The sequence below is a fragment of the Mesorhizobium sp. SP-1A genome, from assembly GCF_032460275.1.
GTDB lineage: Bacteria > Pseudomonadota > Alphaproteobacteria > Rhizobiales > Rhizobiaceae > Mesorhizobium.
In genome coordinates this window covers 121,323-139,708 of the sequence record NZ_JAVXZD010000008.1, presented here as the reverse complement: position 1 = coordinate 139,708, position 18,386 = coordinate 121,323, and the positions used below count along the sequence as shown (strand labels likewise).

Genomic DNA, 18,386 nt, shown 5'->3' with positions numbered 1-18,386 from the left:
ATGAGCACACAACAAGAGCAGCCCCTTTCGCTCAACGTCAACGGACGCACCTACAAACTTCTGGTCGAACAGCGTGACACGCTCGCCGATACCTTGCGCAATCAGTGCAAGCTGACTGGCACGCATATCGGATGTGAGCATGGCGTGTGCGGCGCGTGCACCGTCATCGTCGATGGCGAACCTGTGCGCTCGTGCCTGATGTTTGCCGTTCAGGCGGAAGGCAAGACCATCAGGACGGTGGAAGGGCTCGCCAGTGGAGAAAAGCTCAGCCCGCTGCAGCAGGCGTTCATCGAGAACCATGGCCTGCAATGCGGTTTTTGCACGCCCGGGTTCTTGATGCTCACGACCGCGGCGCTGGAGCAGAACCCGGACCTGGATGATGATCAGATCAAGGACCTGGTTTCCTCCAATATCTGCCGCTGCACCGGTTACCAGAATATCCTTGCGGCGGTGCGCCAGGCGGCTGGTGTAATGCAGGCTTCGAGACAGGCCGCGGAATGATCCAGCGCCTCGCTCCGCTGCTGGTCCAACTGACGGCCTTCGCCGCGCTAGTCGCGGTATGGTGGGGCCTCAGCGCGGGCGGTATCGTCGACCCCTTCCTTTTGCCGCCGCCCTGGCAAGTGGCCCAAACCTTGGTTGGGCTCGTGGGCCGCTCTGATACCTGGAATGATCTCGGTCAGACCCTGTCAGCCGTGCTTGCTTCGGCCGCGATCGCGGTTCCTGCCGGCGCGCTGATCGGGTTTGCCAGCGCCGCCAGCCCTTACTGGAAGGAAGTTCTCAAGCCGATACTTTATTTTCCGCTGAGCATCCCGAAATCGATTTTTCTGCCGCTCTTCATTCTGGCGTTTGGAATTGGACCGACCGAGACAATTGCCTTCGGCACTTTTTCGATCCTGTTCCTGATGGTCGTGACCGCGATGGCTGCCGTGGAGGCGGTCACCGATGACCATCGCCGCGTCGCCCACTCCTACGGGGCAACGTTCCGACAGACGGTAAGATATGTTTATCTGCCCAGCATGATGCCGGTTCTGCTCGAGGGAGTTCGCCTGTCGTTCATTTTCGGCTTCACGGGCGTCCTTGTGGCGGAGATGTATGCCTCGCGTGGAGGCATCGGCCGCTCGCTGGCGTCATGGGGCGAAAGCTTCCAGGTCGACATGCTGCTTGCCGGCGTCATAATCGTTGGCGTCGTGGCCATCGCAATCAATGAGATCGTACGATTTGCCGAGCGACGTGCCGAACGCTGGCGCGTCTGATGCGTCGAGGTCGACGCCAGTGTCGCAAACAGGAATTCGTGACTATCGCAATTGAATGAAGCCGCAGTTCCTGCCCCTAGCCGGAGCGGACGCAAGGATACCCTGCAAGCGCCGGGTACATTCCCGACGTAGGGGTCGCTAGTCCAACGAGGTGTTGAACCAGATCGTGCGGGTTGTCTTTTTGCCGTAATTCCAGAAGCGGTGAAGCTTGCGGGACTCGAACGAGATGAAATCCCCTTGCTCAAGCTTGTATGATGCGCCCTCGAGTTCGACGGTCAGTTCGCCCACCAGAACATAGCCATACTCGAAGCCGCGATGCAGATGCGGATGAACGCCGCTGCCAGTATTGGGCCGGTATTCGTTGATTGCAACCGATACACCCCTTGCCCGGTCTTCCTTCAGGATGCGGCGAAGTACATGCTGCCCGGTTTCAACCGCCACGATGTCGGACGAGCGAAGGATGACTTTCTCCTCCTCCGGCGGCTCCAACGGAATAAGATCCGACATCGTGACGCTCAGCGCGTGGGCAATGCCGATCAACGAGCCGATCGACGGAGACGCCTTGCCGCGCTCAAGCAGGCTCAGCATCGATGAGCTCAGCCCGGTGGCATCGGCCAGTTCCTGCAGCTTCATGTTGCGGGTTTGCCTCAGATCCCGAATCTTGGAGCCGATGGCGACGACTGTATTGGCAAGCAATGTGGCGCTTTGCGTGTCTGACTGACTCGTTTCGGAATTCACGGGATCGACCTTCGTCTGCCTATTGCGTTGCCTGGGAAATCTCGCGGATCGAGCGGCACCGGGATCGGACTTCAATCATCTGTATGCCCTTGGGTCACGTCCTAGCACGTTCCGGGAAAAGCGAAAATCAGGGCGAGCGACAATCAATATACGGTCAGCCTCCGACCAATCCGCGAGCCTCGCATGGTCCACGCCTGAACCTTGCACGATTCGCCGTCAGACACTTCCCCCAAGCACTTTCTATCACAGGTCGCTGAGAAAGGGTATTGAAATTTAATACGATTAAACGTGATATAGCGTCGTTGTGAATCTGGACAAGGTAATCCCTGTAATGCGCGCTGCGATTTTGAATGACACCGCCTTCCCGACCTTCGGCGACTTCCGCTTGCCGGACCTCCAGAATGGGGAAGACATTGTCACGGTTTCCGCCGCGGGGATCAATCCGATCGACCTCATCCTGGCACGTGGGCGCTTGGCCGATCCGAAGCGCCAGCAGGTGGTTCCGGGTCGAGAGGGGGTGGGAATCTTTCGGAAGCGCAGGGTCTATTTCTCAAGCGCAGGACCTGTGTTCGGTTCAATGGCAGAATTGAGCACCACGACGGAGAGCCGCACAATTCCGGTCCCGGACAATGTCAATGATGCCGACGCGGTCGCAATGGGCATTGCCGGTCTCACCGCATGGCTGTCACTGTCAAAGGCGGCAAGCCTTCACAAGGGAGAGCACGTGCTCATTCTTGGGGCAAGCGGCGCCGTAGGGATGCTGGCTGTACAAGCGGCCAGGCTTCTGGGAGCCGGGCGGATCATCGCCGCGGCGCGCACCCAAAGCGGCCTGCAAAAGGCCATGGAGGTCGGTGCCAACGAAGGCGTTCTGCTCCAGGAAGGCGCAGACATTGTCGCCCAGTACCAGGCAGCCGCCGCAAATCGCATCGACGTCGTCATCGACCCGATCTGGGGCCCGTTCGCGATCGCCGCGCTACAGGCCGGCTCGGCAGGGGTACGGATGATCCAGATCGGAAACAGCGCCGGCGGGGAAGCCTCGTTCAACCCCGCCTTCATGCGCATGGGCGAGAAAAAGATGATCGGCTTTTCAAGCAGCTCGGCGTCACAGCAAGAGCGGGCCGATGCCTATGGCCTGCTATGCCGGCACAAGGCCGCAGGCGAAATCCGGGTGGAGGTTGAAACAATCCCGCTGTCGTCGGTGGACGAAGCATGGCGAAAGCAGGCGGACTTTCCTTATAGGAAGTTGGTACTGACCGTATAAATGAACCATCCAGCGTAGGCGCGAGTGCATTTATGAGAAAAATGCATCGAATGCTTCGCAAGGAAATCAACCGCAGAGCTCAGATCGGCTTTATCATAGCCTTTCTGGTCTGCGGCTTTTTGCTCAATTACATTATCTATATGCCATCATAGAAAGTGAATATTGAAGAATATTAGCGGTCACAGTGGTGCGCCTCTTGACAAGTTAGGCCGCTCGATCAAAATTTGATCAATCGGTAAAATGTTGGTGACGCCAAACATGATGTTGGCGCCGTCAACCTGGTTGGGAGCGCCGCTTGGGTCTGATGACGGGTGCGGAGGCATGGTCCCACGGGGCTGCTGATGTCGACGAGCGGGCCGTTCTTCGAGAGCGCGCCTGCGATATCCGCGACCGGTATTGGGGCCGCGCCGTCAGCTATTCACGCAAGGTCTTCATTCCGCTGACCACGATGTGTCGCAACACCTGCGGATACTGCACCTTCGTCAAACATCCAGACCAGCCCGGCGCCAATTTCATGACGCCGGACCAGATCCTCGCGGTGGCCGCCGAAGGCGAAAGGCTTGGCTGCAAGGAGGCCTTGTTTTCGCTGGGGGAGCGTCCGGAGCGGCGCTACGTGGAAGCGCGCCAGGCACTGGCCAGGCTCGGCCATGTTTCGACCGTCGACTATCTGGTCGAGGCCTGCAAGCTGGTGCTCGCCAACACGAGCCTGGTACCGCACGTCAACGCCGGCACGCTGAGCCGCGAAGAGGTCATGCGGCTGCGCGAGGTCTGCGGCTCGATGGGCATGATGCTCGAAAATGTAAGCCGACGCCTGACCAAGCCAGGGATGGCCCACCATGCCTGCCCGGACAAGGCGCCGCTGATCCGGCTGCGCACCATCGAGGTCGCGGGTGAACTGGGTGTCCCGTTCACCACCGGAATCCTCATCGGCATAGGCGAGACCTGGCAGGAACGGATCGACAGCTTGTTGGCCATCAATGAGTTGCATGCCCGCTTCGGACATGTCCAGGAGGTCATCGTGCAGAACTTTCGCGCCAAGCCCGGCACGGCGATGGCCGACTGGCAAGAGCCGTCGCGCGATGACATGCTGAAAACCCTGGCCGTCGCGCGCGTGGCGCTCGATCCTTCGATCAGCCTCCAGGCCCCTCCCAACCTTGAGCAGTCGTTCGAGGATTATCTTGACTGCGGCATCAACGACTGGGGCGGCATTTCTCCCGTCACGGCCGACCACATCAACCCGGAACGCGCTTGGCCCGCGGTCGCCGAACTCGCCCGCCGCACCGAGCGCTGCGGCTATCGGCTGGTGGAGCGACTGACGGTCTACCCTGCCCATCTCGAAACGGCGCCCCTCCATCACAGATTGGCCGGCCTTGCCCGCGCCGACGGGCTGGTGCGCGATCAGCTGGTGACATGATGTCCATTCACGAGAACGATATGCCCGCCATTGGCAGCCCGATAGAACGAGTGCTCGCGGCCGCCTCGTCGCCGATACGTCGCACTCTCGAACTTGCATTGGAGGGGCGCGAAATCAGCTGCAGCGACGGCGAGCGGCTGTTCCTTGCCGAAAACGAGGACCTGACGGCGTTGATTACCCTTGCCGACGAGGTTCGCCGTCGGCGCGTTGGCGAGCGCGTCAGCTTCGTGACCGTGCGCAATATCAATTTCACCAACGTCTGCTACATGGCCTGCCAGTTCTGCAACTTCGGCATCCGCAAGGATGCCAAAGGGGCTGAGCTTCTGTCGCTGGAGGAGGTGGCAAACCGTGCCGAGCAGGCCTGGTTGCGTGGCGGCACCGAGGTTTGCATCCAGGGCGGCCTCCATCCCGATCTCCCGGCCGATTACTATTTCAGGCTCGTTCAGGCCGTTAAGGAGCGCGTGCCGGGCATGCATGTGCATGCTTTTTCGCCCTTCGAGATATGGTACGGCGTCAACAAGACCCGCATGCCGTTGAGGGACTATCTCGATGCGCTCAAAGATGCCGGGCTCGGTTCGATGCCCGGCACCGCGGCCGAGATCCTCGATACCGAAATTCGGCTCCAACTTACCCGCAACAAGCTTTCCGCCGACGAATGGGAGCGCATCATACGCGCTGCCCACGGCCTGGGCATCCGCTCGACCGCGACCATCATGTATGGCCATATCGACGGACCGGCCCACTGGGCCGCGCATATCGACAGGGTGCGCACGATCCAGAAAGATACCGGCGGCTTCACCGAGTTCGTGCCGCTAGGTTTCGTGCATGAGCAAACGCGGCTCTTCCGCGACAATGCGCAAACGCGCCCTGGACCGACCGCGACCGAGAACATTCGCATGCACGCGGTGGCGCGACTGATGCTTGCTGGCTTCATCGACAACATACAGGTGTCGTGGGTCAAGCTTGGGCCGCAAACCGCTCGCGCCATGCTTGCCTGCGGGGTGAATGATCTGGGCGGCACGTTGATGAATGAAAGCATCTCGCGTGCCGCCGGTGCCAGGCACGGGCAGGAAATCACCCCGGCCGAGATGGTGCGCATTATCCGTTCGGCGGGTCGCGTCCCAGTGCAGCGCAACACCCTCTATGGCATCGTCGAGGATTTTTCCGATCACGATCCAGAGCCAATGGCTCCCTTGGTGGAGCGCGTCGTCGGTGCAAATCCCGTGGCGTTCCTCGATCGGCCGGCCGCGCCGACGGTGGCGGGGCAGTAGGATGTCGGCGATACCGGGCAAGGTTGTCATGCTCGCCGGCGGCGTCGGCGGCGCCCGCATGGCGGAAGGATTTGCTCGCGCGCTTCCGCCGGGCAGCCTTAGCGTTATCGCCAATGTCGGTGACGACGAGGAGTTCTACGGACTGCGGGTGTGTCCCGACATCGACACGCTGCTCTACACGCTGGCCGACCGAATTGATCGCGCCCAGGGATGGGGCGTGGCAGACGACACGGTCAAGGCGCTGGACGTATTGCGCGAACTTGGTGCTCCTGCCTGGATGAAACTTGGCGACTCCGATTTCGGCTTGCATATCTGGCGCTCCTGGCGCCTGGCAGGCGGCGCCAGCCTGTCCGAGATAACGGGGGAGGCGGCATCGCGGCTTGGCGCCCGCGCCGGCATTGTTCCAGCCAGCGACGACAGGTTGCGCACGAAGCTTCTGACCGACCAGGGCTGGATGGATTTCCAGCCCTGGTTTGTCGGCAAGCGCTGTGAACCCAAGGTCACGGCGCTGCGCTACGAGGGCGCGACCGAAGCCCGGCCCAGCCCACATGCGCTCCAAGCCATCGCCAGCGCCGACCTGATCGTGGTGGCGCCGAGCAATCCCCTGCTTTCGATCGAGCCCATCCTGGCGGTTCCTGGTCTCATCGACGCGCTCTCGGCGTCACGGGCTCCATGTATAGGCGTTTCGCCTCTGATCGGCGGCAAGGCCGTCAAGGGGCCGCTGGCGCGGCTGATGCGCGACATGGAGATCGAGCCGACATGTGCTGGCGTCGCATCTCGCTATGGGGATCTGTTGGACGCCTTTGCAGTCGCCAATGTCGACGCCGATAGCGTCGTCGATCTGCAATGCAGGGGCCTCGCTATCTTGCCGACCGACATCCTGATGGACGGGCCTCACGGCGCGGAACGATTGGCGCGGGAGATCCTGGCCTTCTCGCAAACGCTGAAGGCCGGGGTCTGACATGACGGTCGCCGCGGCAATCTTGATGAAGGATCCCTCCGAGGCCAAGTCGCGCCTTAAGCCAGCATTGCCGAACGATGCCCGCGAAGCGCTTGCGCTGCTGTTGTTCGACAACACTCTCGACTTCCTGACGGCTGAGCATGATGGGCCGATCGCCGTCGTCACGCGGTCGGCTTCGATCGCCGATCGGGCAGCCGCCAAGAATGCATGTGTCATTGCCGAGACCGCAAACGGTGACATCAACACTGCCGCCATGCGGGCTTGCGAGTGGGCACGCGACATCGGCGCGGCCAGCCTGTTGGTGCTGCATGCCGACATTGCAACGCTCGCCGCGGACGAATTGCGCAGTCTGCTCGCCACCGCGGAACGGGCCGAGATCGTCATTGCCCAATCGAGCGATGGCGGCACCAACGCATTGCTGGTTTCGCCGCCCGGTGCCATTCCATTTCTGTTTGGTCCCCAATCGGCAGCACGGCACGAGGCCGCGGCGCGTGCGCGGGGGCTTAGCGTCGAGCGACTGCTATTGCCCCATCTTTCACGGGACGTGGATCATCCGAGCGATCTTGCCGGTGCACTCAGCCTGCCAGACACAAACGGGCAACTGAAGGTCTTCGCCATCCCAGGCATTGCCGAAGTCACTGCCGGCGACGATCTGGCATCGATGATAGCTGCGGCCGCCGACGCGGCAGCGCTGCCATTGTCGCCTGGCGACATTGTGGTGGTGGCACAAAAGATCGTGTCGAAGAGCGAAGGCCGGATGGTGCCGCTGGCCGGCATCACGCCCTCTCGCGAGGCCCAGCGCCTGGCAGCCGAGATCGGGAAGGAAGTTCGCAAGGTCGAGGCAATCCTGCAGGAGTCGACCGCGGTGATCCGCGCTAGACGTCAGCAACCCGACGGCCTTCTCATTACACGTCATCGGCAAGGGTGGATCTGCGCCAACGCGGGGATAGACGAGTCCAATCTCGGCGCCGGCGGGGCAGGTATGCTGCTCTTGTTGCCGCAGGATCCAGACGCTAGCGCGCGGGCCATCCGGGCGGGGATGGAAGCCCATTTCGGCGGCCCGATAGGGGTCGTGATTTCCGACACGTTCGGCCGCCCCTGGCGCAACGGGTTGGTCAATGTCGCGATCGGGGTTGCCGGCGTGCCGGTGCTTGTCGACTGGACGAAGCGAACCGACGCCTACGGCCGTCGATTGCAGGCGACATTTCCGGCATTCGCCGACGAAGTCTCGGCCGCCGCCGGCCTGCTGATGGCGAAGGACGCAAGCCTGCCCGTCGTAGTCTTGCGTGGCCTTGCCTGGCGAGAGGATGCCGCCTCAAGCGCGAGCCAGGTACTGCGTCCGACTGAACAGGAATTGTTCCTGTGACCGGGGCTCTCAGACCGACGCGCGAAGGGTAGAAAACCCATGGCACTGACACTTGGCTACAAGGCTTCGGCCGAGCAATTCGGTCCGGCGGAGCTCCTGGAAAATTCAGTTGCGGCAGAACACGTAGGGTTCGATTCCGTTTTCATCAGCGACCATTTCCAGCCATGGCGGCACACCAACGGCCATGCGCCATTCGCTATCGCATGGCTGGGCGCGCTCGGTGCGCGCACATCGCGTGTGGTGATGGGCACCAGCGTTTTGACCCCGACCTTCCGCTACCACCCCTCGATTGTCGCTCAGGCCTTCGCCACGCTTGGCGCGCTGTTCCCGGGCCGCCTGATCCTCGGCGTCGGCACGGGCGAGTCCCTGAACGAGGTGCCGGCGACACGCATGGCCTGGCCCGAACTCAAGGAGCGGTTCGCCAGGTTGCGGGAATCCGTGGATCTCATGCGACGGCTGTTCAGCGAAGAGCGAGTCACCTTCGACGGGCAGTACTATCAGACCGAGAACGCCACGATCTACGATCGGCCCAACGATCCCGTTCCGATTTATGTCGCCGGCGCCGGACCGCAGATCGCCAAATATGCCGGTCGGATCGCGGAGGGTTTCATCTGCACCAGCGGCAAGGTGCCCGAACTCTACAGCGAGACGCTGCTCCCCAACGTCGCCGAGGGACTTCAAATAGCAGGGCGTTCCAGCGAGGCAATCGACCGCACGATCGAGATGAAGGTCTCGTTCGACACCGATGCGAAGCGGGCTCTTGAGGATACGCGCTTTTGGGCAGCGCTGTCGCTATCGCCAGAGGAAAAAATGTCGGTCGAAGACCCGCTCGAGATGGAAAGACTGGCCGAGGCGCTGCCGATCGAGCGGGCAGCCAAGCGCTGGATCGTATCTTCAGATCCGGATGAGCACGTGGAAAAAATCAGGCCCTATGTCGAGCTTGGGTTCCGTCATCTGGTTTTCCACGCGCCGGGCCATGACCAGCGGCGCTTCATCAAACTTTATTCGGAACTCGTCCTGCCGCGGCTTCGCGCGGCATTCGACTGAACCGGCGCAAAACGCCGCGCGATCAAAAGGGAAGGAGATGTAGATGGAATTCGGAATTACCTTCAAGGGCGCCGTCGAGGCCGACAGGGCCCGTTACCTCGTGCGGGCGGCCGAGTTCGCGGGCTTCAGTCATTGCTGGTTCTACGATTCCCATATCCTGTGGCGCGATTGCTATGCCGCGATCGCTATGTGCATGGAGCATACGAAATCGATGCGCTTCGGACCACTCGTCACGAACCCGGACGTGCGCGACTGGTCCGTGGCCGCCTCGCTGTTCGGATCCTTGTCAAAGCAAAGCGGGGGCCGTTTCGACCTGGGCGTCGGCCGAGGCGATTCCTCGCGCCGCGTCATGGGCTTCAAGCCCGCTCCATTGGCACGCGTGGCGGAATTCATCCACAAGACGAAGGCCATGGTGCGCGGCGACGAGGTCGTCTACGGGGAATCGCCCGAACCCGTGAAATTCCCTTGGGCGACCGGAAACGAGATGCCGGCCTGGATGGCTGCCTATGGCCCGCTGGCGCTGAAGACTGCCGGTGAAAATGCCGATGGGGTCGTGCTGCAGATCGCCGAGCCGGGGCTCTGCAAGTGGTTTACCGAGCAATGCCTGGATGCAGGCAGGGCGGCTGGCCGTAACATGTCGGGATTTCGTTCAATGTCCTGCGCCCCCGCCTATTTCGGCGACAAGGAAAAAGCCATAGAGGCCACGAAATGGTTTCCGGCGATGGTCGGCAATCATGTGGCCGACATCGTCGAGAAGTACGGAAAAGACACCAGCCTCGTGCCCGCCAGCCTCACCAGCTACATCGAGAAGCGCAGGGGCTACGACTATTCAAAGCACGGCCAAAGCAGCAGCGCCTATCTGGATTTTATCACGCCCGACGTCGTCGAGAATTTCTGCGTCCTTGGCGAGCCGGACGAGCACATCGCCAAAATCGGAAAGCTCAAGGATGCCGGCGTGACGCAGTTCAACATCTATCTCGACAGCGGCATGGAGGAGGAGATCATAGCCGGCTACGGTCGGGACGTGATCCCGGCCTTTCGCTGACGCCGTGCACCCTTACACATGGGACGCCGAGGCATCATTTGAGGTCATGCCCTTCCTTCCTGCTGGCGAGTCGCGCCGGGAGTGCAGCTACTGCACGTCAATCTTCACTACGTCGCGCACAAAGCGCGCACCGCGTTTGTCGCCGGGCACAATAAGGCGGTAGCCCTCGGTCGCGGTCATTGGCTTGCCGTCGTGTTCAATTGCGAGTTGGATCGGAGCATTGCCGAAATTCGGATCAATCTCGCCGACCGAGAATATGATGCGGTAGCCGTCGCGTCCCTCGACCACAAAGCTGTGCTTGAGTTGCTCGTTGTGGCCAGGAAGATTTGCAATGCCCTTCGCTTTGAGGATGCTCCAGACCAATGGCCCCGAATAGCGACCGTGCTCCTCGCCCTTGGAGGTCTGGTAGCGAACCTCCTGATCGACGGAAGGGAGACGTGAGAGTTTATCAGGACTGATCTTGCCCGAAGGAACGATCCGCCCCGATATCTCAACAGACGGTTGGGCTTGTTCCTGGGCTAAAGAGGTCTGCAAGAAGGCCAGTTGGAAACAAGCCGCTATTGCCAACGTTTTCAACATACTCTCCCTTGGCTCCGATTAACCGGTACGGGCATCTCTGTGTGGCGCTGCCTCGGTGCGATCATAGTTGCTCCAACCGGATGTCGATCAGAAGGGCACGAACTCGACGGGCTCCCCAACCGCCAATTGATGCCTGTGCTCAGGAAAGAGGATCAAGCCGTCGGCGCTGCCAATTGCCAGCAAGCTCGCCGACCCTTGCTGTCTGAACGGCTCGACAGTTGTCACCCCCGCATCCGACGCTGCCAATTTACCGGCGAGGACCTGGAGATAGCCACCTTCCTTGGTGATCGTGCGTGCTAAGGGAAGTCTAAGCGGCAGGGTTTCCACGGTGCCCGCAAGGCGCCTCACCAGGAAACGTCCAAGAAGCGTGAAGGCTGCCGCTGCGGCGAACGGGTTGCCAGGCAGTGCAAGGATGGGGCAATCGTCGATATCGCCAAAACCCGCCGGCTTGCCTGGGCGCATGTTGAGCTTCCAGAATTCAAGAGAGCCGCGACTGACAATCAAACGTGGGAGGTAGTCAGCCGGCCCGATCGAGGCTCCGCCGCTCGTGATGATCAAGTCGACATTCGTGGCAGCATCGATCAAGGCTTGAAGAACTAAGCCGGAGGTGTCCGAGATGATTCCCAGGTCAACCGCTTCGCATCCAAGCTCCTCCAGCCAGCCTCGAAGCATCGGGCGATTGCTGTCGACGATGCCACCGTGTTTGGCCGAACTGCCAGTTTCCGCCAATTCGTCACCGACCGATAGCAGTCCTACGCGAAGGCGGCGCCGCACAGTCACATGCTCAACCCTAAGCGCCGTAAGAAGTGATATTTGGCCGGGGCCAAGTCTCGTACCGGCCTCCAACACCTTCTGTCCCGAGAGTATGTCCTCGCCGCTCAACCTGATGTGAGGTTTTCCTCCGATGCGCGCCCTGACAGCCACGTGCGTGGAGCTGCGAACGCAATGCTCCTGGGGGATGATCCGATCGACCCCCGGAGGGATTACAGCGCCGGTGTAGATATGTGCCGCTTCACCGGCGCCGAGCTCCCGATAGCTTGGATGGCCCGCCGCGATCTCTCCAATGACGCGGAGGTCAGCCCGTCCTTCGGCGTCAAGATCAGCCGACCTCACCGCGTAGCCGTCCATTGCTGCCACATTGTAAGGGGGAATATCGATGGAAGCGACGACACCTTGAGCCAGGCAGCGGCCGGCGCAAACTTGCAAAGGGAGCGTTTCCGCGCTTGTGACGCATTGATGAATTGAGGCGATACGATCCTTGGCTTCGGCGAGCGTCTTCGGCGGGCTGGTCGGGTGCGCCGAAGGCAGCAGCATCTGAAAACTCCGAGTGAAGAGAATTACTTGTGAACCCGGCGCACCCTTGTTGGCGCGACATCAAGAGGACGCGACCGTTGTATTAGAGCGGATATTGCGAATTTGAAAGTGAACGGGCAACGTTTAGGAGCCCGAGCGAGGCGTCAGACCTGCAGGCTTTGAGCGAGGTAGTCGCGAACCTCAAAGAGATTCACCCCGAAGCGTTCCGCATCACCGGGGAAGACAACGATCGAGAGCTTGTTTGAAAACACCTTGTCATACGAAGCGTCCGCAAAAGATTGCGCGATCTTCTCGATGACCTTCTTTCGCGGCAATCCAACGCGTCCGCGACCGGTGCCGATCAAACCGATCGCTGTATCACCGAGCTCGCCCTTCGTAGCCAGGAACTCCCAAAGGGCTTCCAGCGCTGCGTCCAGCATCTTGGGCGTCGACTTGGCGGTACCTTCCTCGTTCAGTTCGGCCATCGCCGACAGGTAGAAGGTCTTGCCATGCGTGCTGACCTTTGCGACCGTCCCGACAGGATATCTGCGTTTTTTCCCCTTGCCAGCCGAATGCTCCGCGAATGCCACACCTTTGAGGGATGCAGTCACTTGCTTGTCCAAATCAACCGTGTTTCCTAAAAAATATTTGTTCGTGAACTTTCCCTGCAAGCTATCTGGATTGATAAGGCCGCTGGCTATGTCGGTATCAAACGTCGTGTTGGTGCTGATCACTATATTGGTAGCCGGTGAGTCCAGAAGGTCTCCGATAAGGACCTCGTAGCTAAAATCCTTCTTTGGAATGCGATACGAAATTCGGGAAATTGGCCGCCTGGAAAGGAGAGCTGCCACGACGGCAAAGCTCAATACCACGAAGAAGCTATAGGCGCTGTATTTGTCTCGAGTGTACATGCTGAAGAAATCCAGCATATCCAAGAGAAGGTATATTCCCCCGAGAACGGCGAGAATCCTTGCCAGGCCGTCAATCGACAGGAGTGCATACCGCCAGTATGACCAGGTTTGGATCGAGCTCAAAAAATACTTCACGACCTAGAGCCCGAGGTTTTTGTAAGTCTGGTCGGTGTAGTAATAGGGTCCAGCCTGCCCCTCTTTCCGATACTTGGCGTGGACGTCTGGCCAATTGGCCATGGCATACTCTACGATCTTGACCCCAAACGGAACGTAGACAGCCAGACTCTCTCGAATTGCCGGGGGGCAGCGTTCGTCGCGATGCCTGGTGCCATTCAGGTTCACTCCAATGATTGGCAGGCCAAGCTTGAGCGCGACCTCCATCTCCCACTTGACGAATTTCGTCAGCAGTTTTGTTTTTTCACCGATAAGGACAACCATAAGCTTCGAGTTAGCAAAGCGCTCGCGAAGTTGGCGCTTGATGCTTTCTTCCTGGCTTGTGTCTCTGGCTGTATTCAGGTCGTGCGCATTGTGGAAATCGAACGTGAATTTTTCGTTTTCCGCCCACGCAGTCATAAGGCGATAGTAACGCATGTCCGTATCGCCGTCGAAGCAGATGTATGTCTTATTTCTGTATGCCATCTCTTTCCACCACCTTATTGTGCGGAAAGACCTGTCACAGAACAGGAGAGTCGTCTAGCCTGAGAATCGCGCCGTTTTCCACAAATAACAACCCGCTCTCAATTCAGCGTGGCACAATTGTCATTTGCGTAGCCAGAGCACGTCTGCTCTAGAAGTCGCCCAGCTGCCTGCGTAGCCAATCACCTCGGCAACGTTCCTGGCGCACTGCAATCCGAGTTGTGCCGTGCAAAACCAGTTGGGCCGCTAACCGGTCCCGGTTTGGTCATGCTTGCTTCGCAGCGTCTCAGTCGCGACGCGCAATCGGCACGTAGTCGCGTTCCGTGGCGCCGGTGTAAAGCTGACGCGGGCGGCCGATCTTCTGGTGCGGATCCTCGATCATTTCCTTCCACTGCGCGATCCAGCCGACGGTGCGCGCGACCGCGAAGAGCACGGTGAACATGGTGGTGGGGAAGCCCAGCGCCTTCAGCGTGATGCCGGAATAGAAGTCGACATTCGGGTAGAGCTTCTTTTCGATGAAGTACTCGTCGGTCAGCGCGATCTTTTCCAGCTCCATCGCGATGTCGAGCAGCGGATCGTCCTTGATGCCGAGCTCGCCCAGCACCTCATGCGCGGTCTTCTGCATGATTTTCGCACGAGGATCGTAGTTCTTGTAGACGCGGTGGCCAAAGCCCATCAGCCGGAACGGATCGTTCTTGTCCTTGGCGCGGGCGATGAACTCCGGAATGTGGTCGACATGGCCGATCTCGCCCAGCATGTTCAGCGCCGCCTCGTTGGCGCCGCCATGCGCCGGACCCCACAGACAGGCGATGCCGGCTGCGATACAGGCGAAGGGGTTAGCGCCCGACGAACCGGCGAGGCGAACGGTCGAGGTCGAGGCGTTCTGCTCGTGGTCGGCATGCAGGATGAAGATGCGCTCCATGGCGCGCGCCAGCACCGGATTGATCTTGTACTCCTCGCACGGCACGGCAAAGCACATATGCAGGAAGTTGGCGGCGAAGCCGAGATCGTTCTTCGGGTAAATAAAGGGCTGGCCGATGTGGTATTTATAGGCCATTGCCGCGATCGTCGGCATCTTGGCGATCAGCCGCATCGAGGCGACCATGCGCTGTTCGGGATCGGTGATATCGGTCGAGTCGTGATAGAAAGCTGATAGCGCGCCGACCACGCCGCACATGACCGCCATAGGATGCGCGTCGCGGCGGAAGCCGGTGAAGAAGCGCGACATCTGTTCGTGCACCATCGTGTGGCGCGTGACTTCGTACTCAAAGTCGTCCTTCTGGGCCTTGGTCGGCAGCTCGCCATAGAGCAGCAGATAGCAGACCTCGAGGAAGTCGCCATGCTCGGCGAGCTGGTCGATCGGGAAGCCGCGATGCAAGAGGATGCCGGCATCGCCGTCGATGAAGGTGATGCCGGACTCGCAGCTCGCCGTCGAGGTGAAGCCGGGATCATAGGTGAAGGCGCCGGTCTGCGCGTAGAGTTTGCCGATATCGATTACGTTTGGCCCAATCGTGCCCGCGCGTGTCGCGAGCACATGCCTCTGCCCGTCGATCTCAAGGACCGTCCCCCCGCATTGGGCCGCAGTCTCCGCCGGGTTTCGCTCAACAGCGTGCAGGGCCGCTGATCTTGGGGTCGTTTGCGGGAGGGGGCGGAATCCTACGCTAAGGTTTTTGGCCAACGATATTCTCCGGTGAGATTGATATGTTCCCATCCGAGCGGCGAGACATGAGCCAGCAGATCAGGCGATAGCAGTTTTCCCTCGCATTTCTGGTTGGCAACGACTTGGCCGAGCTTCATGGTGTTCCAGAAGATAATGATCGCGGCGAGCAGGTTCATGCCGGCGATCCGGTAGTGCTGGCCTTCGGCGGAACGGTCGCGGATTTCGCCGCGCCGGTGGAAGCTGATGGCCCGCTTCAGCGCGTGATGTGCCTCGCCCTTGTTGAGCCCGATCTGGGCGCGGCGTTGCAGTTCGGCATCCAGAATCCAGTCGATCATGAACAGGGTCCGCTCGACGCGACCGACCTCGCGCAAAGCTGTGGCCAGTTCGTTCTGCCGCGGATAGGAGGCGAGCTTGCGCAGAATCTGGCTGGGCGCGATGCTCCCGGCCGCGATGGTGGCGGCGATGCGCAGGATATCGGGCCAGTTGCGCTCGATCATGGCCTGATTGATTTTTCCGCCGATCATGGCCCGCAAGTGGGCTGGGGCGGCCGACGGATCGAACGCATAGAGCCGTTTGGATGGCAGGTCGCGGATGCGCGGAGCGAACCGGTAGCCGAGAATAGCGCACGCAGCAAAGACGTGATCTGTGAAGCCGCCCGTGTCGGCGAACTGCTCGCGGATATGGCGGCCGGCATCGTTCATGAGCAGGCCGTCGAGAATGTAAGGGGCTTCGCTCGCCGTTGCAGGAATCACCTGGGTCGCGAACGGCGCGTATTGGTCCGAGACGTGGCTATAGGCTTTCAGGCCCGGGGTAGTGCCGTATTTCGCGTTGACCAGGTTCATGGCCTCACCTTGCTCTGTGGCGGTGAAGAACTGGCCGTCACTCGAAGCCGAGGTGCCCATGCCCCATATCTGGGCCATGGGTAATGCCGCCTGCGCCTCGACGACCATCGCCAGCGCCCGGTCGTAAGCTTCGCCCTCGACATGCCACCGTCCAATGCGGATCAACTCCCAGAAGGTATGGGTGTTCGTCGCGTCGGCCATCTTGCGAAGACCGAGGTTGATCCCTTCCGCGAGAATGACGTTCATCAGGCCGATCCGGTCGGCGCAGGGCGCTCCCGTGCGCAGATGGGTGAAGGCCTCGCAGAAGCCGGTCGCCGCATCCACCTCCAGTAGGAGGTCGGTGATCCGCGTGGGTGGGATCTGTTTGTAGAGATCGAGAACCAGATCTTCGGCGCCGGCCGGCGCGGCAGCTTCGAGCTTGTCGATATGCAGAACACCGTTTTCGATCGATCCGCCGGGAATCGTACCCGCGCGTGCCGCACGGCTCAGCTCGCGTAGCCGGACGGCAAGGCGAGCTTGACGATCCGCCAGCCATTCCTCCGGCCGCAATGGCACGGCGAGGCGACCGCCTTCCGCGACAGCCTGCGCCGGAACGAGTGCATGTTTCAGATCGCCATAGCGCCGTGACCTGGCCAGCCAGATATCTCCGGAGCGGAACGCGTCGCGAAGATGGAACAGAACCGCGATTTCCCAGAGGCGGGCGTCACCAGCCGCCTGAGCCCGAAGATGGCGATGCCATTTCGAGCTCGGACGCAGGAAGCCGGTCAGCGCGGCATCGTTCAAACCGGTGCGCAAAGTCATCACCGCTTCGAGAAGCGGGAGCGCGACAGGCGCAGCCCGCAGATCGAGCAGGCGCAACATGCGCGGAGCATAACGGCGGAAACGGTGATAACCGTCGAGCACATGATTGAGAGGGTCGTCCGCCATGGTAGCGGTTAGCCGGGTTGCCATTGCAACAAGGGTCTTGAAACCGTCCCACCCTGATCCGCTCGCGATGACGGCGTCCAGTGGCTGGCCATCATCCTGTGCATCGACTAGGGCGCCGCCGATTTCGGCAAAGGATTTCAAGGTGTCGCGCACTGCGCTTGCTTCGTCGGCGATCTTTGCCTGGCAAATGCGCTCTGAAGCACGGTAGAGCCTGCCGACGATCCGGTCATGGGTTTCGACAACGGCGTCGGCGAGCATCGCCTGCCATTCCGATGCGCAAACGGCCAGAATCGCCAGCCGTCTGTCCTCCGGGAGATCACGCATGCCGTCGGCGTAATATCGCTCGCCCTGCCTGCGCAGACGTGTCACCCGATGGGCAGGAACACCGGCCAGCAGATCCTCGGGAAGATCGACACGTTGCAGGTATTCAAACCGGTCGAGTAGCCGGTTGGCCGACGACGAGTTCGAGCCAGGCTCGAACTGACGCAGCCACACGAAGCGGGTGACCCGATCGTCAGCCGTCTCCTCGAGCAATGCCAGTAACTGTCCCCGGATCAGCACCGATAAGCGATCGGCGATCCTCGTCTCGATTTGCCGCTCCGCATCGACCAGAGCCGTGGCGCAAAGTCGCTCGATCGTGGATGTCGCGGGAAGAACCGTGCGGGTGCGACGGCACTCGGCCACGAAGCGACGGGCAATGTCCTCGTTTGACACCGCCAGCTCGGCTTCCCGGAACAGCCAGTCCTTCAGCTCGTGTGCTCCACGTCCGGAGAAGGCACGGAATCCGTAGAGCGACCGCAGCTCGGCAAGATGCTCGTGCCGCGTCTCCTCACGGGAGGCATAGTCGACGAGATCGTCGGCAAGTAGGCCAAGCTGCGCTCCGATGAACTCGACCACCTCCGCCGGTATCAACTCGCCAGGAGCGAGCACCCGACCGGGATAGCGCAGGACGCACAATTGCAGGGCGAAGCCGAACCTATTGTGAGTGCGCCGACGCTGCCTGATATGCCCGAGATCTTCATCGCTCAGTGTATAATGCTTCAGCAAATCCGCCTGCGAGGTCGGCAGGCGCAATAACGCGTCCTTCTGCCGATCGGTTAGAGTGACACGACGCGGCATCCATGTTCCTTTTTCAAAATGGGGTAGCGTTCAAGACGCTTTGTTTATGAAGCTGGTTGAGAT

Annotated in this window: 16 protein-coding genes; 9 read left to right on the top strand and 7 right to left on the bottom strand. The window is 60.7% G+C overall.

Annotated elements, in window-relative coordinates; translation table 11 throughout:
- Positions 1–501 (top strand): (2Fe-2S)-binding protein, encoded by a 501-nt coding sequence (locus QU595_RS26355; RefSeq protein WP_315927573.1) that lies wholly within the window; start codon positions 1–3, stop codon positions 499–501.
- Complete coding sequence (locus tag QU595_RS26350; protein WP_315927572.1) at positions 498–1,253, top strand: ABC transporter permease; 756 nt, start codon at positions 498–500, stop codon at positions 1,251–1,253. The genes QU595_RS26355 and QU595_RS26350 overlap by 4 nt, the downstream gene beginning before the upstream one ends.
- A 138-nt stretch (positions 1,254–1,391) precedes the next feature.
- On the opposite strand, the gene QU595_RS26345 is transcribed toward QU595_RS26350, so the two are convergent.
- Complete coding sequence (locus QU595_RS26345; RefSeq protein ID WP_315927570.1) at positions 1,392–1,991, bottom strand: cupin domain-containing protein; 600 nt, start codon at positions 1,989–1,991, stop codon at positions 1,392–1,394.
- Positions 1,992–2,322: 331 nt separating this feature from the next.
- On the opposite strand from QU595_RS26345, the gene QU595_RS26340 reads away from it, so the two are divergent.
- The 7 genes from QU595_RS26340 (at position 2,323) to QU595_RS26310 (ending at position 10,356) form a co-directional block, all read left to right on the top strand.
- Positions 2,323–3,252 carry a zinc-binding alcohol dehydrogenase family protein gene (locus QU595_RS26340; RefSeq protein WP_315927568.1) on the top strand — a complete coding sequence of 310 codons (930 nt, stop codon included), beginning with the start codon at positions 2,323–2,325 and terminating at the stop codon, positions 3,250–3,252.
- A 304-nt stretch (positions 3,253–3,556) separates the two neighbouring features.
- Positions 3,557–4,666, top strand: a complete 1,110-nt coding sequence (gene cofG, locus QU595_RS26335) for a 7,8-didemethyl-8-hydroxy-5-deazariboflavin synthase CofG (protein WP_315927641.1) — start codon at positions 3,557–3,559, stop codon at positions 4,664–4,666.
- 20 nt (positions 4,667–4,686) lie between these two features.
- On the top strand, positions 4,687–5,937 hold the full coding sequence (cofH, locus tag QU595_RS26330; protein WP_315927566.1) for a 5-amino-6-(D-ribitylamino)uracil--L-tyrosine 4-hydroxyphenyl transferase CofH: 1,251 nt from the start codon (positions 4,687–4,689) through the stop codon (positions 5,935–5,937).
- A 1-nt stretch (position 5,938) separates the two neighbouring features.
- Positions 5,939–6,898 carry a 2-phospho-L-lactate transferase gene (gene cofD / locus QU595_RS26325; RefSeq protein WP_315927564.1) on the top strand — a complete coding sequence of 320 codons (960 nt, stop codon included), beginning with the start codon at positions 5,939–5,941 and terminating at the stop codon, positions 6,896–6,898.
- Position 6,899: 1 nt separating this feature from the next.
- The gene (cofE, locus tag QU595_RS26320) at positions 6,900–8,264 is read left to right on the top strand and encodes a coenzyme F420-0:L-glutamate ligase (protein WP_315927562.1); all 1,365 of its coding nucleotides are present in this window, start codon (positions 6,900–6,902) and stop codon (positions 8,262–8,264) included.
- Positions 8,265–8,303: 39 nt separating this feature from the next.
- Positions 8,304–9,311 carry a glucose-6-phosphate dehydrogenase (coenzyme-F420) gene (gene fgd, locus QU595_RS26315; protein ID WP_315927560.1) on the top strand — a complete coding sequence of 336 codons (1,008 nt, stop codon included), beginning with the start codon at positions 8,304–8,306 and terminating at the stop codon, positions 9,309–9,311.
- A gap of 43 nt (positions 9,312–9,354) precedes the next feature.
- A complete protein-coding gene (locus QU595_RS26310; RefSeq protein ID WP_315927558.1) occupies positions 9,355–10,356 on the top strand; it encodes a TIGR03842 family LLM class F420-dependent oxidoreductase in 1,002 nt (333 codons plus the stop codon).
- Positions 10,357–10,443: 87 nt separating this feature from the next.
- Here the strand turns inward: QU595_RS26310 and QU595_RS26305 are convergent, their stop codons facing one another.
- From QU595_RS26305 to QU595_RS26280, 6 genes are all read right to left on the bottom strand, one after another.
- Positions 10,444–10,932: a hypothetical protein gene (locus QU595_RS26305; RefSeq protein ID WP_315927556.1), complete on the bottom strand. Its 489-nt coding sequence runs from the start codon at positions 10,930–10,932 to the stop codon at positions 10,444–10,446.
- 90 nt (positions 10,933–11,022) lie between these two features.
- Positions 11,023–12,249 (bottom strand): gephyrin-like molybdotransferase Glp, encoded by a 1,227-nt coding sequence (gene glp / locus QU595_RS26300; RefSeq protein ID WP_315927554.1) that lies wholly within the window; start codon positions 12,247–12,249, stop codon positions 11,023–11,025.
- Between the two features lie 143 nt (positions 12,250–12,392).
- On the bottom strand, positions 12,393–13,274 hold the full coding sequence (locus QU595_RS26295) for a macro domain-containing protein (RefSeq protein WP_315927552.1): 882 nt from the start codon (positions 13,272–13,274) through the stop codon (positions 12,393–12,395).
- A gap of 3 nt (positions 13,275–13,277) precedes the next feature.
- A complete protein-coding gene (locus QU595_RS26290; RefSeq protein WP_315927550.1) occupies positions 13,278–13,778 on the bottom strand; it encodes a TIR domain-containing protein in 501 nt (166 codons plus the stop codon).
- Positions 13,779–14,061: 283 nt separating this feature from the next.
- Positions 14,062–15,327, bottom strand: a complete 1,266-nt coding sequence (gene gltA, locus QU595_RS26285) for a citrate synthase (RefSeq protein WP_410000574.1) — start codon at positions 15,325–15,327, stop codon at positions 14,062–14,064.
- A gap of 104 nt (positions 15,328–15,431) precedes the next feature.
- Positions 15,432–18,323 (bottom strand): Tn3 family transposase, encoded by a 2,892-nt coding sequence (locus QU595_RS26280; RefSeq protein WP_315927546.1) that lies wholly within the window; start codon positions 18,321–18,323, stop codon positions 15,432–15,434.
- Between the last annotated feature and the right edge of the window lie 63 nt (positions 18,324–18,386).

What these genes read in the sequence shown, in the direction of transcription:
- QU595_RS26355 (WP_315927573.1), top strand. Translation starts at nt 1, where the DNA reads ATGAGCACACAACAAGAGCAGCCCCTTTCGCTCAACGTCAACGGACGC.
- QU595_RS26350 (WP_315927572.1), top strand. Translation starts at nt 498, where the DNA reads ATGATCCAGCGCCTCGCTCCGCTGCTGGTCCAACTGACGGCCTTCGCC.
- QU595_RS26340 (WP_315927568.1), top strand. Translation starts at nt 2,323, where the DNA reads ATGCGCGCTGCGATTTTGAATGACACCGCCTTCCCGACCTTCGGCGAC.
- cofG (WP_315927641.1), top strand. Translation starts at nt 3,557, where the DNA reads ATGACGGGTGCGGAGGCATGGTCCCACGGGGCTGCTGATGTCGACGAG.
- cofH (WP_315927566.1), top strand. Translation starts at nt 4,687, where the DNA reads ATGCCCGCCATTGGCAGCCCGATAGAACGAGTGCTCGCGGCCGCCTCG.
- cofD (WP_315927564.1), top strand. Translation starts at nt 5,939, where the DNA reads ATGTCGGCGATACCGGGCAAGGTTGTCATGCTCGCCGGCGGCGTCGGC.
- cofE (WP_315927562.1), top strand. Translation starts at nt 6,900, where the DNA reads ATGACGGTCGCCGCGGCAATCTTGATGAAGGATCCCTCCGAGGCCAAG.
- fgd (WP_315927560.1), top strand. Translation starts at nt 8,304, where the DNA reads ATGGCACTGACACTTGGCTACAAGGCTTCGGCCGAGCAATTCGGTCCG.
- QU595_RS26310 (WP_315927558.1), top strand. Translation starts at nt 9,355, where the DNA reads ATGGAATTCGGAATTACCTTCAAGGGCGCCGTCGAGGCCGACAGGGCC.
- glp (WP_315927554.1), bottom strand. Translation starts at nt 12,249, where the DNA reads ATGCTGCTGCCTTCGGCGCACCCGACCAGCCCGCCGAAGACGCTCGCC.
- QU595_RS26290 (WP_315927550.1), bottom strand. Translation starts at nt 13,778, where the DNA reads ATGGCATACAGAAATAAGACATACATCTGCTTCGACGGCGATACGGAC.
- QU595_RS26280 (WP_315927546.1), bottom strand. Translation starts at nt 18,323, where the DNA reads ATGCCGCGTCGTGTCACTCTAACCGATCGGCAGAAGGACGCGTTATTG.